The following is a 14,101-nucleotide window of genomic DNA, read 5'->3' on the forward strand; positions in this document are numbered from 1 at the left end:
TTATATAATTTCATGAATTAATTGTTATCAAAACTCAATTCCCTTTCTTGCTGGTACACCATTATTAAAATAATGTTTAATATCCTTCATCTCTGTAACTAAATCTGCTATCTCTAATATTTCCTCAGGTACATTTCTACCTGTTAAAATAATCTCCATATTTTCTGGTTTTGACTTTAAAAATTCAACTACTTCATTTACTTCAAGTAGTTTATTTCCTAGCACTCCCATCATTTCATCGATGATAAGTACATCGCATTCTTTGTTTTTTACAACCTCTTTGCAAAAATCAAATCCCTTTTCTATATCTTTTTTTAGTTCTAATTTTTCTTCATCAGTTAAAGTCCAAAAAAATCCCCTTGGTCTTTCAAACCTAAAAACTTTAAAATCAGGCTCTAATTTTTTCAAACTATGTAATTCTCCTGAATCAGAACCCTTTAAAAATTGTACCATATAAACCTTTAGTCCTCTTCCAGCTGCCCTTACCCCTTGGCCAACAGCAGCTGTAGTCTTACCTTTCCCATTTCCAGTATACACTTGAATACATCCTTTTTGTAGCAAAATATCACCCCCATAATATCCTTAATTATAGAATACTACTTTTATACACATTTGACAAACCTTTTATACTATTGTATATTATTTGATAATAATGCTTTAAGGAGGGAAAATAATGGATATAAAAAAGGAATATGATTTAACTAATCCATATGAAATTGCTCGATATATAAAGGATGCTAAAAAAACAACACCTGTAAAAGTATATATAGATGGAGATTTAAAGGGAGTTGAATGTGATAACATAGAGATATATGGAGAAGGAAACTTCTATATTTTATTTGGAGAAAACTCACTTGTAGAAGAATTTATAAATAAAAACAAAGACAGAATAAAAAAATATAGAATTGAATGGGATAGAAGAAATTCTGCTATTCCAATGATGGACGTAAGACATGTTGAAGCTAGAATTGAACCAGGTGCAATAATAAGAGAAGGAGTTACAATTGGAAAAAATGCTGTTATTATGATGGGAGCAGTATTAAATATAGGTGCTGAAATTGGCGAAGGTGCCATGATAGACATGAATGCTGTTGTTGGTGCTCGTGGTAAAATAGGAAAAAATGTACATGTTGGTGCAGGTGCCGTTATTGCAGGTGTATTAGAACCACCAAGCAAAGATCCTGTTATAATAGAAGATGATGTTTTAATTGGTGCAAATGCTGTCATACTTGAAGGAGTAAAAGTTGGAAAAGGGGCTGTTGTTGCAGCAGGTTCTGTTGTAACACAGGATGTAGAGCCTTATGTTGTAGTAGCTGGTTCACCTGCAAAAGTTATAAAAAGAGTTGATGAAAAAACAAAAAGCAAAACACAAATACTAGAAGACTTAAGAAAATAACGCCATGAAACATGGCGTTATTTTATTTAATCATCTACCTTATCCATCTTTGAAATTGAAACTTCATATGCTGTTCTTTTTACTACTTCTGTTTCAGATAGCTTCTTTTCATAATCTCTACTTTGGATTCTACCCCATATTTTAATATGGGAACCTATCTCAAGAGTTGTAGAAAATCTAGCATTTCTTCCCCAAGCAATTGCAGGTATGTAATCTGATTTATTATATGGTCTATTAACAGCTATTAAAATATCAGTTATTTCTCTTCCAAAAGGTGTTGTTCTATATACAGGAGTTTTGCATATATATCCATCTAAATATATTTCATTAGGGCTTGTACTTATAGCATCAATATTTTTAATATCCCTTGCAAACACTGTAAGTATCAATCTATTTGAACCTTCAACAACCTTATTATAAGACCTTAATTGACCCTGAATGGACACAATCTTACCTAAAGATACATCAACAGTTGGAAGAAGCCTTTCTGATACAGTAACAGGAAGTTTATCCATTGTCTGACTTAATCTTGGAACTTCAATTGTAAAATTGTAAAAGGCTTCACCAAAAATCTCATGGCTATAAGTTAGCTCTGAAATAACTTTACCCTCTAAGTATACCTTGTTAGTTGTGAATTGATAATCGTTCATAATCCCATCCCCTTTGTATATTTTTATTTAAATTTGTTACCTAAAATATAAATATTATTATTTTAAAATTTTTATACCTATTTTTTTTAAATTTCATAATCTAAACATAATAGGGCACTTATAGATGCAAGATAATAATAAATATCTTGATATTTACCCTTTAAACTCAAAGGTTTTTCAAAGGGCTGAATTAATTTGCCATTAATAGTAACAATGCTTCTCTGCAAGCAAAAACTAAAGCATAATCCATTCATATCATCTATGCTTGAAGCTGTAACTGTAGTTCGTTCGTTTAAACCATAAGTTATTGGATAAACCTTTTCACACACAAACTCTATCTTTTGAATTGAATCAGCATTTAAGATAATATAGCCATTTTCTTTAAGATTACAAATGAGATTTTGATATGACTTGATAAGATTTGCGTTTTCAAATTCCAAAGCGGTATGTATTAATACATCAAATTTTATATTTTTAATTCTATTGTTTAATATATCTTCCCTTGATATTTCTATTATTACGTATTCTATATTATTTGTAAGAAGCTTAAAAAATGATTCCTCACTATCTTCCTTGGTTCCAATTATATAAACACTCTTATTATGTTTTTTAAAAAAATCTAATAAAAAGTCCCCTACAAAGGACTTCCCTCTACTACCAAATACTCCAATTATCCTCATTCCATTTCCTCCTCTCTTACTTTAATATCTTGTACATTTTTTTAATTTTTATTCAAATATGCCATTTTTAACTTCTAAATAAAATGCCGTGAATTTATTTCACGGCATTTTTTATTCATTCAACAGCTTTTGTCTTCCTGTATAATCAATATAATAATTTTCTTTGTAAATTAAATCTGATACCTTAACAAACTCAAATCCTTTTCTTTTTAGTTCTTTAATTATAGTATCAAGTGCTTTTACTGTTTCCATACTGCTATTATGTAGTAGAATTATAGATCCGTTTCTTGTTTTGGATATTACAGTTTTTTCAATCTGTTCATGTGAAATAACCCTCCAATCTATTGGATCAACATCCCACTGGATACAGTAATGCCCTGTTTCTTGTATTGCCTTTATAACATCACTATTATAATCTCCATAAGGTACTCTTACCAATTTAGTATCCTTTCCTGTTATTTTCTTTATCTTAGCACTTGCAGTGAATATTTCATTTTTTATTTTTGATTTTGTCAGTCTGGTAAAATAAACATGATTATTTGAATGATTGCCAATTTCATGTCCTGCTAAATCTATTTCTTTTACTCTATCTGGATACTTATCAATCCAAGTACCTATTAGAAAAAAAGTAGCTTTAACATCATTATCTTTTAATATTTTCAATATTGCTGGTATATATTCATCACCCCAACCAATATCAAAGGTTAAAGCCACCTTCTTTTCCTTTGTTTCTACAGAATAAATAGGTAAATCTGCCTTGGAATTTAAATAAACATCAATTAGTTTATATCCTCCAAACAAATTAAATAAGTATGACAAAAATAAAATCAAAATGACTACAAGTATGCTATTTATTTTCTTTTTGTTTAAAATTAAAATTTTCAAATATTATCCCCTCCAAATATAATTTGTTACTACATATTTATTTTTGTTTTTGCTTTTTTAAAACAACTGTATTATTTTTTTGTTTATTTACAAATACTAAAATTAAGGTCAATATAGGAGGGATTTTTATGACCATGCGAAAAGCACGTTTTACAAATCTATTTGGGCACCAAGTGGAATTTGCTTCTGAAAATCTTTTAGGCCAAGATAGGCACTATCATAGAGAAGCAGAATCACAAAAGGCTCAATTAGAAAGTGCTAAAAGACATGGTACAAGAAAAGACAGAAAAGTCCCTATCAAAGAGAAGTTGACCTAAAAGGGTTGCTAAATGCAACCCTTTTCCTTTGATTTCCTAACATATTTTTTAGTAAACTACACAAATTATAACTAAATAAAGAAACAAGTACATAAGGAGGAATAAAAAATGGCAGCAGGACAGAATGGTTCAGGAAGAACACAACTTGTTCCAGAAGCTCATAAAATACTAGATAATATAAAGTACGAAATAGCATCAGAATTTGGAATACCTGTTTATCAAGGTTCTGAAGACTATTGGGGCAACATACCTTCAAAGGACTGCGGTAGAGTTGGTGGAGCAATGGTAAAAAGAATGATTGCTCTTGCTGAAAAGGAACTACTAAATGGAAAACAACTAGAAAAACTATAAAAGAAGAAGGGCAAAAACCCTTCTTCTTTTATTAATTGCAAATATGTTAAAAAAATCATCATACTTTGTTGAAATTTAAATTATTTTGTTGTTATAATAGATTTGATAATAAACAAAGAGGTGAAGATATGCACATGGATGTTACTGATTTAGCAATAAATAAACTTATTATACTATACATATTAAATAAATTAAACAAACCAACAACCAATTCACAACTGACTCAAATTATACTTGAAAATAACCTTATTAACTACTTTGCACTTCAACAATATATATCTGAACTTATAAACACTGGATTTATAAATACAATAACAGATAATAAAAAGCAGTATTTAATAATAAGCAACAAAGGAATTGATACATTAAATTTCTTCTTAAATAGGATACCTGACTCAAAGATTGAACAACTAGATGATTATTTTGAACACAAAAACGAAAGTACACAAAAAATAGAAGCTTCTACTGAATACATGCCAGTAAAGGATGGTTTTGAAATCACTCTAATACTAAAAAAAGGATCTAAAAACATCATTGAAATTAAGCTACCTGCAAAAACAATGGAGGAAATCGAAACCATTCGAAACAATTGGAAATATAAATATGAAGAAATATATACTAATTTAATTGAAAGTATAAAAAAGAAATAGAAGTAGCAGGGCTACTTCTATTTTAATATTTTATCAGCAAGTTCATCATTTCTTAAATTAACGTTTAATGCCTTAGCAGTTTTAATCGTATTATTACATACAATCTTCGCAACATTAACAAGTTCCTTGGGTATTTTATCCTCATTTTTAATTGCAAAATAATATATCTGACAAGCCAATCTAACTTTTTCTTTAATATCAATATTCAATTTTTCCTCCTAATCCTAATTGCTTTACTACATTATATTCAGACAAAATTATCTTTAAAATATATTTTAATTAATTAAGCTAACATATGCTTTAGCTTACTTCTTATTTTTCCAATCATATATAATGATCCACAAAATACTACTACATCACAATCCTTATCATTTAATACATGCTCTATTGCATTATCAATATCATTAAAGGCTTTTGCATTTTTACCCTTATTCTTTATAAATTCCTTTAATTCCTCTGCATCAAGTGCTCTAGGACTCACTGGAGTTACAGTTATAAAATCATTGCAAACTTCTATTAATTCGTCAACCATACTTATATAATCTTTATCTTTTAAAACACCAAATACTATTTTTACTTTTTTCCCACCAAAATATTCTTTAATTCCATTTTTAAGCTCTTTAATACCTTGAATGTTATGCCCTCCATCTAAAACAATGTAAGGATCTTTATTTATCACTTCAAATCTTCCCGGCCATGTTGACTCTTTTAATCCTTCATAAATTGAAATATCTGACACTTTATATCCTAAACTTTTTAAAACTTCAATTGTAAGCAAAGATGTTATAGCATTTAATACCTGATATTTATTAAGCATTTTGATCATTAAATTCTTATAGAATTTATCCATTATTACTACATCAAATACAATACCATCTAAAGTATTAGACTTTATAATATATTCTACATCCTCAACTAGATATACTTTAGAATTCATTTCATCTGCTTTTTTTAATATAACTTCCTTAGCCCCTTTATCTTGAGGGTATAACACTAAAGGCTTTCCCTCTTTAATTATACCTGCCTTTTCACTAGCTATTTTTTCAATTGTATCACCTAAAATGTTCATATGATCAAAACTTATAGATGTAATTATAGAAACTATTGGATCTACTACATTTGTTGCATCCAATCTTCCACCTAAGCCCACCTCTAAAACCACAAAATCTACCGCTTTTTCATAAAAATATTTAAAGGCACACGCAGTAACTATTTCAAATTCAGTTGGATGATCATATCCTTCAGCTATAACAATATCAATTATCTCCTTTATCTCTTCAATTAATCTTGCTACATCTTCCTCTGATATCTCTACATCATTTATTTTTATTCTCTCTGTGAAACGTTCTAAATGAGGTGATGTATAAACACCCACCTTATAGCCTTCCTTAATTAGTATGTTAGAAATAAATGTTACTGTTGAACCTTTACCATTTGTACCACCTACATGGATTATCTTCAATTTATGCTGTGGATTTCCCAAAAGTTCACACATCCTCTTAATTCTTTTAAGACCAAAATTCATTCCAAATTTACCAATACTCTCTATGTAATTTAAAGCCTCTCTATAGTCCATATTATCACCTCTGTATAAATACTATATAAAGATTATACCATAAAAAAGAAAATGTTTAATAAATTGTATTTAAGTCCCATGAAGAATCAAAATTCTTTCATGGGACTTAAATAAAACTTAGACTATTAATCTCTATCTACAACCTATAGGCTGTTTTATAAAACTCTATTTCATTCTATATTTTCTTACATATTCATCAAAGTTCCATGTCTCAAGGAATTTTTTTGCTGAGTTATACCCAGACATATAGAGCTTTTGTTTCATAGTATTGGATATTGAAAAATCAGTAGTATTTACTCCAAGAGTTGGAATTAGTATAGTTCTTATAAAATCCTTATTTTTTATATACCTCAGTTCATTTTCCTCAAGCATAGTATTTACAATATCCATTATATATTCCTTCAAGGATATATAATCCTTTTTAGGTTTTGGTGCTGGATCCTGCAATTTAAATCCAAAGGTTGGCCAACGTGGAATTCCTTCAACGTCAAATATCCAAACAGGGAAATTGCTTAAAATTCCCCCATCAACTATATAATGCGTCTCTTCTTTTACCTTAAGTTTAACTGGCTTAAAGTATAGTGGTATACTCATACTCATACGTACTGCCTTTGAAACTTCAAATTCTAAAGGGTCTATACCATATTCCTTTAAATCATCTGGAAGTATAACTAAATCCTTTTTAGTGATATCTGATGCAATTATTTTAAGCATGGGTTCATCATTTTTTATGAAATCTTTAAACTTAACTCTACCCTTTTTCTCTAAAAGACATTTTAACCATCCTTCAAATTTATCCCCTGAATATATTCCTTTACTTACAACAAGTCCAAGTATTCCTCCTATTAAGGGCAATGATTGAACTAAATCTTTATCTTGAAATTTTGTAAAATCAAATTTAAAAAGAATCTGTTTTAATTCATCTGCACTATAACCTGCTGCAATTAAAGAGGCTACAATTGCACCTGCTGATGTACCTGCAACTTTGTTGAATTTATATCCTCTCTCCTCTAAACATTTGATAGCTCCTAAAAAGGCAATCCCCTTTACTCCTCCACCCTCAAATACAGCATCTATATACATCCAAATCATTCCATAGATTGATTACAGTATTATAATATGATTTTAACTAATTTTTTAACCTAAATATCAAAATAACATTAAAAATAAAAACGTAAGCAGTGTATATACCTACACTACTTACGTTTAATCTACTATTACTTAAGTGCATTAAGTCTTTCTATAACCTTATCAAGCATTTCCTTATACTTTGCAAGTTTTTCCCTTTCTTCATCAACAAGCTTCTGAGGTGCCTTTGCTACAAAGTTTGGATTATTTAGCTTGCCCTCTGCTCTTTCTACTTCCTTCTCAAGCTTTTCCTTTTCTTTAGTTAGTCTTTCTATTTCCTTCTGTTTGTCTATTAAATCCTCAAGAGGCATATATATTTGTGCTCCTTCTGTAACTTGAGATACAGCGTCCTTTGGTATATCATTTTCATCTATAAATACTACCTCTGATGCAAAGGCAAGTTTTTCAAAGTAAACTGCACCATCTTGGAATGCCCTCTTTGCTGCTTCATTTGATGGTATTAACATTATTTTTGCTCTTCTTGAGTTTGGAACATTCATTTCAGCTCTAATATTTCTTACTGCTCTTATGGCATCAATTACATATTCCATTGATTTCATATCTTCTTGATAATTTCTGTCTTCTCTGTATTCTGGCCATTTAGCTATAGTTATTGATGGTGTTTCATCAGTTATGTGCTTGTAAATCTCCTCTGTTATAAATGGCATAAATGGATGTAGAAGCTTTAAGCTGTCCTTTAAAACTTCAATTAGTGTAATTTGTGCTGCAGCCTTTGACTTTTCGTCATCGCCATATAATCTTGGCTTTACAAGTTCTATATACCAATCGCAAAGTTCTGACCAGATAAAGTCATATATTTTTTGTGCTGCAATACCAAGTTCAAATTTATTTAGATTTTCTGTAACTTCCTTTGCCACTTCATTTATTCTGCTTAATATCCATCTATCAGCAGTATTTCTTATGTTATTTGCTTCACTCTTATATCTATTTACAAGCTCCTCATCATAGTTCATAAGCATAAATCTTGAAGCATTCCAAATCTTATTTGCAAAGTTTCTTGAGGCTTCTACTCTTTCCATATAAAATCTCATATCATTTCCTGGTGAGTTTCCTGTAACAAGAGTAAATCTTAATGCATCTGCACCGTATTTATCTATTATTTCAAGTGGGTCTATACCATTTCCAAGGGATTTTGACATCTTTCTTCCCTGTGAATCTCTAACTATTCCATGTACAAGTACATGCTTAAATGGTACGCTTCCCATTTCATTAATTGCTGAGAATATCATTCTTGCAACCCAGAAGAAGATTATATCATATCCTGTAACTAATACATCTGTTGGGAAGAAGTATTCTAAATCCTCTGTTTTATCTGGCCATCCTAACGTTGAGAAAGGCCATAGTGCTGAGCTAAACCAAGTATCTAAAACATCTTCATCCTGTTTTAAATTATTTGAATTACATTTTGTACATACTGATGGATCTTCAGATTCAACTATTATTTCTCCACAATCTTCACAGTACCATACAGGTATTCTGTGTCCCCACCAAAGCTGTCTTGAAATACACCAGTCTTGTATATTTTCCATCCAATTAAAATAAACCTTTGCAAACCTTTCTGGAACAAATTCAACTTCTCCATTTTTAACAGCCTCAATTGCTGGCTCAGCAAGTGGTTTCATCTTTACAAACCATTGTTTTGATAAAAGTGGTTCAACTGTTGTTCCACATCTGTCATGTGCACCAACATTATGGTTGTGTTCCTCTATCTTAACAAGAAGGCCTAACTCTTGTAAATCGTTTACTATTTGCTTTCTTGCTTCATATCTATCAAGTCCAGCATATTTACCAGCAAGTTCATTCATAGTTCCATTATCATTCATTACAACAATTTGCTCAAGATTGTGTCTTTGACCAACCTCAAAGTCATTTGGGTCATGGGCTGGAGTAATCTTTACTGCTCCAGTTCCAAATTCCATTTCAACATACTCATCAGCAATTACAGGTATTTCTCTATTTACAAGTGGAAGAATTAAAGTTTTTCCTATTAAATGCTTATATCTTTCATCATTTGGATTTACTGCAACTGCAACATCACCAAGCATTGTTTCTGGTCTTGTTGTTGCAATAACTATATATTCATTACTATCTTTAACAGGATATTTAATATGCCATAGATTGCCTTGTTTTTCTTGATATTCAATTTCTGCATCTGAAAGAGCTGTCATACATCTTGGGCACCAGTTAATTATTCTATTACCTCTGTATATAAGCCCTTTTTTATACAGTCTTACGAAAACTTCTCTAACTGCTCTATTTAATCCTTCATCCATAGTAAATCTTTCACGTGTCCAGTCACAAGAAGCTCCTAGTTTCTGTAATTGTTTCTTAATTCTTTCTCTATATGTATGTGTCCAATCCCAAACATGTTTTAAAAACTCTTCTCTACCTATTTCTTTTTTGTATATTCCCTTTTTAGCAAGTTCCCCTTCTACTTTTACTTCTGTTGCAATACTTGCATGGTCTTCACCTGGAAGCCAAAGTGCTTCATAGCCTTGCATTCTCTTCCATCTTATTAATACATCTTGAAGTGTATTATCTAATGCATGCCCCATATGAAGTTGACCTGTTATGTTTGGAGGTGGCATTACAATTGTAAAAGGTTTTTTTGTTTTGTCTACCTTAGGAGTAAAGTATCCATTTTGAAGCCATTCATTATATAATCTTTCTTCAAATTCCTTTGGGTCATAGTTTTTTGCTATATTCTTATTTTCATCCATAGCTTTACCTCCTTTGTCATATTATACCCATAATTTTAAAACATCCGCAACTGCAGTAATAAGACCTATGGTTTTAACAATTAATTCTTTATCCTCTGAGATATTTAATATTTTTATTAGCTTATTTGAACCGTAAGTTATAAAACCTCCAATTACCGCTAATATAAATCCCACTAAAACACCTCCAAATATAAAAGTCCTTCGCACACTAAGGGCGAAGGACCGCGGTACCACCTTAATTCTGCACTTTGCAGCACTCATTTAGATAACGGTTACCCGTTTCATCCTACTTTACTTCAGATGAAAGGCTCCGAAGCTACCTTCGATAGCGCTTAACCTAAGAAGACCTCTCAGCCTATGGGCCTTCCTCTCTTTTAGGTGACACTACCTACTCCTCTTCTTCACAGCCTGTTAGATATTAACTTTTATTTATAATTATATTATAAAAAACTTCCTTGTCAACATATTTATCTTTTATTTTGAAGTAAAAGGTATAGACCTCCTAATACCATAACAACAGGTATAAAATACATTTTAACAAATGATTTTATCATTATATATAGCTCATTTGTTGCAAATGCCTTATTAATTATAGAAAAAACACCTACTAAAATTAATAATATTGCTAATAAGTTTATAAGATATTTTGAATCTATATTTTTTCTATTTCCATATATATCTCTAGAGTAAAAATTTCCCAATATAAAAGTATCATCATAAATCTCTCTTCCTGAATCCATTAATGATGCGATTTTAAATGTATCAACAAAGGCATATATCCATATAAAAAACTGCAACAATGCCCCTATAGCACCTAAACCTACAATTGAAAACACAGGCTTTACAAGTAAAAACAGTGCTAGTGCCTCAAGCCCCTTTTTATAAAGACCTAAATACATATATCCTACTCCAGGTATAAGTGCCGCAATAAATGTAGAAAGTGCATTCCTTCTCATACCCTCACCTCTTATAAATTATCTTTATATAATTATTACATTTTTTAACTAATAAATCAAGTTTAACACATTTAAAAAGTAGTAACTAAAATTCTCTTAACTACATAATATAAACTGATATTAAAAAAAGGAGTTGGATATATGAGGTTTAAAAAAGCACTTGCTATCTTTACTATATTTGTGTTATCATTAACTATTTTTTCAGGCTGTAAAGAACAGCCCAAAAAAGATCTCATTAAGGTACGTTTAAATGAAGTTGTTCGTTCTATTTTCTATGCTCCAATGTATGTTGCTATAAGCCAAGGTTTCTTTAAAGAAGAAGGACTTGAGATTGAACTTTCAACAGGGCAAGGTGCTGATAAAACAATGCAACAGGTTCTATCTAAAAATGCCGATATAGGTTTTTGTGGTCCTGAACAGGTAATATATCTCTATAATCAAGGAAGAGAAGATTATGCTATTTTATTTGCTCAACTAACCAAAAGAGATGGATCCTTCTTAGTATCAAGGGTAAATGAGACTGATTTTGCTTGGGAAAACTTAAAAGGTAAAACAATAATAGGTGGTCGTCCAGGTGGAGTTCCTGAAATGACTCTTGAATATGTTTTAAGAAATCATGGCTTAACTCCAGGTAAAGATGTAAATATAATTACAAATATTGCTTTTACAGCAACAGCTCAGGCCTTTAAATCTGGAACAGGCGATTATGTAGCACTATTTGAACCAACAGCTAGTATGCTTGAAAAGGAAAATGGTGGATATGTTGTCGCTTCAATTGGTAAAGCTTCTGGTGAAATTCCATATACCTGCTTCTTTGCAACAAAATCATATATAAATGAGAATCCTGAAATAATTCAAAAGTTTACAAATGCAATTTATAAGGGAATGCTATGGACAGAAAGTCATTCATCAAGGGAAATAGCTGAAGCTGTAAAGGATTTCTTCCCTGGTTCTGATATTGAAGTCTTAACAAAAGTTGTAGAAAGGTATAAACAACAGGATACATGGGCTAAAACTCCAATCTTAAGTGAAGATGCTCTTTCAAGACTAATGGATATAATACAATCCTACAATCCAAGCCTAATCCCAAAACGTCCTCCTTATAAAGATATTGTTACAACAGAATTTGCTAAGAAGTCTCTAGAGAAGTAATCGCATATGCGATTACTTCTCAAATTGTATAAAGCGAGAGTGATCTATATGGATAAGCTTGTTTTAAAAAATATTTCAATGATATACCAGACAATCGAAACAGAAACAAAGGCCGTGGAAGACATCAGCTTTAATATAAAAGATGGAGAATTTGTTGTAATAGTTGGTCCATCAGGTTGTGGAAAATCTACTATACTCTCTATAATAGCAGGTCTAATTAATCCATCTTATGGTGAGATTTATCTTGATGGAGAAAAGATATCCTATCCTTGTAATAAGATAGGATATATGTTTCAAAAAGATACACTGTTTGAATGGAGAACTATATTTAAAAATATCACCCTAGGCCTTGAAATTAGAAAAGAATTAACTAAAGAAAATTTAAATTATGCAAATATTTTAATTGAAAAATATGGCCTTGCAAGTTTTAAAAACTACTATCCTAGACAGCTCTCTGGAGGAATGAGGCAAAGAGTAGCTTTAATTAGAACATTGGTATTAAATCCTGAAATACTTCTTTTAGATGAACCTTTTTCTGCATTAGACTATCATACAAGGCTATTAGTTGCTGATGAGATATATAAAATAATAAAAGCTGAAGGAAAAACAGCAGTAATGGTAACTCATGACATAGCAGAAGCCATATCTTTGGCAGATAGGGTCATTGTATTAAGTTCAAGGCCAGCAAGGATTAAAACAATTATAGACATTAAACTATCTGTTAATAATAAAACACCTCTACTATCTAGAAATGCTCCTGAATTTAAAGACTACTTCAATTTAATATGGAAGGAGTTGGATAAAAATGAATACTAATACTCCTTCAAAGGAACACCTAGAATATATATCTAAAATCAAGCATAAAAATATGCTTATTACAATTACAAGAATATTAATATTGGTTATATTCATAGCTCAATGGGAATTAACCGCTAGACTTAATATAGTTGATCCTTTTCTTGTAAGTCAACCTTCAAGAATTTTTAAAACGTTTATTAAATTAATGCAGGAAGGAAATTTAATTAGACACACATATGTAACCTGCATAGAAACCATAATAGGTTTTACACTTGGAACAATAATAGGTACCTTAATAGCAATAATATTGTGGCTATCCGACTTTACAAATAAAGTTTTAGAACCATATCTTGTAGTTTTAAATGCACTTCCTAAAATAGCCCTTGGACCAATTTTAATATTTTGGATAGGAAACGGACAGCCTGCAATAATTATAATTGCCCTTACTATATCTCTTATTGTAACTATAATCTCTGTACTAACTGGATTTAATAATGTTGATGAAGATATGATAAAGCTTGTAAAAACATTTGGTGCAAACAAATACCAAATTTTAAAATATGTTGTTCTACCTAGCAGTTTTCCTACTATAGTATCAACACTTAAAATAAACGTTGGACTCTCGTGGGTTGGTGTAATAGTTGGAGAATTTTTGGTTGCAAAAGAAGGTCTAGGATTTTTGATAGTATTTGGTGGGCAAGTTGCTCAACTTGACATGGTTATGCTAAGTATAATAATACTTTCTATAGTAGCATATATCATGTATGCAATAGTAAACCGAATAGAACAAAAACTAATAAAATAAGCTTATGAGAAGGCAA

Annotated in this window: 17 protein-coding genes and 1 other annotated feature; of the genes, 7 read left to right on the forward strand and 10 right to left on the reverse strand. The window is 30.6% G+C overall.

Annotated features, from left to right (window positions below; translation table 11 throughout):
• Nucleotides 1–27: 27 nt before the first annotated feature.
• Entirely contained in the window at nt 28–564 is a 537-nt protein-coding gene (locus TCEL_RS07200; protein WP_040683770.1) for a cob(I)yrinic acid a,c-diamide adenosyltransferase, read from the reverse strand.
• A gap of 109 nt (nt 565–673) precedes the next feature.
• Here TCEL_RS07200 and dapD point away from each other — a divergent pair, with 109 nt between their 5' ends.
• Entirely contained in the window at nt 674–1,396 is a 723-nt protein-coding gene (dapD, locus tag TCEL_RS07205) for a 2,3,4,5-tetrahydropyridine-2,6-dicarboxylate N-acetyltransferase (RefSeq protein ID WP_018662617.1), read from the forward strand.
• 26 nt (nt 1,397–1,422) lie between these two features.
• Here the strand turns inward: dapD and TCEL_RS07210 are convergent, their stop codons facing one another.
• The 3 genes from TCEL_RS07210 to pdaB all read right to left on the reverse strand — a co-directional run bounded on the left by TCEL_RS07210 (nt 1,423) and on the right by pdaB (nt 3,611).
• Nucleotides 1,423–2,046: a single-stranded DNA-binding protein gene (locus TCEL_RS07210; RefSeq protein ID WP_018662619.1), complete on the reverse strand. Its 624-nt coding sequence runs from the start codon at nt 2,044–2,046 to the stop codon at nt 1,423–1,425.
• Nucleotides 2,047–2,132: 86 nt separating this feature from the next.
• Nucleotides 2,133–2,726: a Mur ligase family protein gene (locus TCEL_RS12815; RefSeq protein WP_018662621.1), complete on the reverse strand. Its 594-nt coding sequence runs from the start codon at nt 2,724–2,726 to the stop codon at nt 2,133–2,135.
• Between the two features lie 111 nt (nt 2,727–2,837).
• The gene (gene pdaB, locus TCEL_RS07220) at nt 2,838–3,611 is read right to left on the reverse strand and encodes a polysaccharide deacetylase family sporulation protein PdaB (RefSeq protein WP_018662623.1); all 774 of its coding nucleotides are present in this window, start codon (nt 3,609–3,611) and stop codon (nt 2,838–2,840) included.
• 128 nt (nt 3,612–3,739) lie between these two features.
• Here pdaB and TCEL_RS07225 point away from each other — a divergent pair, with 128 nt between their 5' ends.
• The 3 genes from TCEL_RS07225 (at nt 3,740) to TCEL_RS07235 (ending at nt 4,929) form a co-directional block, all read left to right on the forward strand.
• Entirely contained in the window at nt 3,740–3,928 is a 189-nt protein-coding gene (locus TCEL_RS07225; RefSeq protein WP_018662625.1) for a hypothetical protein, read from the forward strand.
• A 108-nt stretch (nt 3,929–4,036) separates the two neighbouring features.
• Nucleotides 4,037–4,279 (forward strand): alpha/beta-type small acid-soluble spore protein, encoded by a 243-nt coding sequence (locus TCEL_RS07230; RefSeq protein WP_018662632.1) that lies wholly within the window; start codon nt 4,037–4,039, stop codon nt 4,277–4,279.
• A gap of 128 nt (nt 4,280–4,407) precedes the next feature.
• Nucleotides 4,408–4,929, forward strand: coding sequence for a DUF4364 family protein (locus TCEL_RS07235; protein ID WP_018662634.1), 522 nt, complete (start codon nt 4,408–4,410; stop codon nt 4,927–4,929).
• Between the two features lie 17 nt (nt 4,930–4,946).
• Here TCEL_RS07235 and TCEL_RS07240 read toward each other — a convergent pair whose 3' ends face one another.
• From TCEL_RS07240 to TCEL_RS07260, 6 genes are all read right to left on the reverse strand, one after another.
• Complete coding sequence (locus TCEL_RS07240) at nt 4,947–5,138, reverse strand: hypothetical protein (RefSeq protein WP_018662636.1); 192 nt, start codon at nt 5,136–5,138, stop codon at nt 4,947–4,949.
• Between the two features lie 74 nt (nt 5,139–5,212).
• Complete coding sequence (locus tag TCEL_RS07245) at nt 5,213–6,505, reverse strand: bifunctional folylpolyglutamate synthase/dihydrofolate synthase (RefSeq protein ID WP_018662638.1); 1,293 nt, start codon at nt 6,503–6,505, stop codon at nt 5,213–5,215.
• Between the two features lie 165 nt (nt 6,506–6,670).
• On the reverse strand, nt 6,671–7,588 hold the full coding sequence (locus TCEL_RS07250) for a patatin-like phospholipase family protein (RefSeq protein ID WP_018662640.1): 918 nt from the start codon (nt 7,586–7,588) through the stop codon (nt 6,671–6,673).
• Nucleotides 7,589–7,722: 134 nt separating this feature from the next.
• Nucleotides 7,723–10,374 carry a valine--tRNA ligase gene (locus TCEL_RS07255; protein ID WP_018662642.1) on the reverse strand — a complete coding sequence of 884 codons (2,652 nt, stop codon included), beginning with the start codon at nt 10,372–10,374 and terminating at the stop codon, nt 7,723–7,725.
• A gap of 21 nt (nt 10,375–10,395) precedes the next feature.
• A complete protein-coding gene (locus TCEL_RS13490; protein WP_018662644.1) occupies nt 10,396–10,548 on the reverse strand; it encodes a hypothetical protein in 153 nt (50 codons plus the stop codon).
• 33 nt (nt 10,549–10,581) lie between these two features.
• Nucleotides 10,582–10,788 (reverse strand) — a binding site (T-box leader).
• A 53-nt stretch (nt 10,789–10,841) separates the two neighbouring features.
• Nucleotides 10,842–11,330, reverse strand: a complete 489-nt coding sequence (locus TCEL_RS07260; protein WP_018662646.1) for a hypothetical protein — start codon at nt 11,328–11,330, stop codon at nt 10,842–10,844.
• 141 nt (nt 11,331–11,471) lie between these two features.
• On the opposite strand from TCEL_RS07260, the gene TCEL_RS07265 reads away from it, so the two are divergent.
• The 3 genes from TCEL_RS07265 to TCEL_RS07275 are packed head-to-tail and all read left to right on the forward strand — an operon-like array spanning nt 11,472 to nt 14,085.
• Nucleotides 11,472–12,482 carry an ABC transporter substrate-binding protein gene (locus TCEL_RS07265; RefSeq protein WP_018662653.1) on the forward strand — a complete coding sequence of 337 codons (1,011 nt, stop codon included), beginning with the start codon at nt 11,472–11,474 and terminating at the stop codon, nt 12,480–12,482.
• A gap of 48 nt (nt 12,483–12,530) precedes the next feature.
• Nucleotides 12,531–13,298 carry an ABC transporter ATP-binding protein gene (locus TCEL_RS07270; RefSeq protein ID WP_018662655.1) on the forward strand — a complete coding sequence of 256 codons (768 nt, stop codon included), beginning with the start codon at nt 12,531–12,533 and terminating at the stop codon, nt 13,296–13,298.
• The gene (locus tag TCEL_RS07275; RefSeq protein ID WP_018662657.1) at nt 13,288–14,085 is read left to right on the forward strand and encodes an ABC transporter permease; all 798 of its coding nucleotides are present in this window, start codon (nt 13,288–13,290) and stop codon (nt 14,083–14,085) included. Before TCEL_RS07270 ends, TCEL_RS07275 begins: the two co-directional genes overlap by 11 nt.
• Nucleotides 14,086–14,101 lie beyond the last annotated feature (16 nt).

Source organism: Thermobrachium celere DSM 8682 (assembly GCF_000430995.1).
In the GTDB taxonomy this organism is placed as follows: Bacteria; Bacillota; Clostridia; order Clostridiales; family Caloramatoraceae; genus Thermobrachium; species Thermobrachium celere.

Coding starts and splice junctions, on each gene's coding strand:
- TCEL_RS07210 (WP_018662619.1), bottom strand. CDS start 2,046: ATGAACGATTATCAATTCACAACTAACAAGGTATACTTAGAGGGTAAA.
- TCEL_RS07265 (WP_018662653.1), top strand. CDS start 11,472: ATGAGGTTTAAAAAAGCACTTGCTATCTTTACTATATTTGTGTTATCA.
- TCEL_RS07275 (WP_018662657.1), top strand. CDS start 13,288: ATGAATACTAATACTCCTTCAAAGGAACACCTAGAATATATATCTAAA.
- TCEL_RS07235 (WP_018662634.1), top strand. CDS start 4,408: ATGCACATGGATGTTACTGATTTAGCAATAAATAAACTTATTATACTA.
- TCEL_RS07270 (WP_018662655.1), top strand. CDS start 12,531: ATGGATAAGCTTGTTTTAAAAAATATTTCAATGATATACCAGACAATC.
- TCEL_RS12815 (WP_018662621.1), bottom strand. CDS start 2,726: ATGAGGATAATTGGAGTATTTGGTAGTAGAGGGAAGTCCTTTGTAGGG.
- TCEL_RS07260 (WP_018662646.1), bottom strand. CDS start 11,330: ATGAGAAGGAATGCACTTTCTACATTTATTGCGGCACTTATACCTGGA.
- TCEL_RS07255 (WP_018662642.1), bottom strand. CDS start 10,374: ATGGATGAAAATAAGAATATAGCAAAAAACTATGACCCAAAGGAATTT.
- TCEL_RS07225 (WP_018662625.1), top strand. CDS start 3,740: ATGACCATGCGAAAAGCACGTTTTACAAATCTATTTGGGCACCAAGTG.
- TCEL_RS07250 (WP_018662640.1), bottom strand. CDS start 7,588: ATGTATATAGATGCTGTATTTGAGGGTGGAGGAGTAAAGGGGATTGCC.
- TCEL_RS07230 (WP_018662632.1), top strand. CDS start 4,037: ATGGCAGCAGGACAGAATGGTTCAGGAAGAACACAACTTGTTCCAGAA.
- TCEL_RS07245 (WP_018662638.1), bottom strand. CDS start 6,505: ATGGACTATAGAGAGGCTTTAAATTACATAGAGAGTATTGGTAAATTT.
- dapD (WP_018662617.1), top strand. CDS start 674: ATGGATATAAAAAAGGAATATGATTTAACTAATCCATATGAAATTGCT.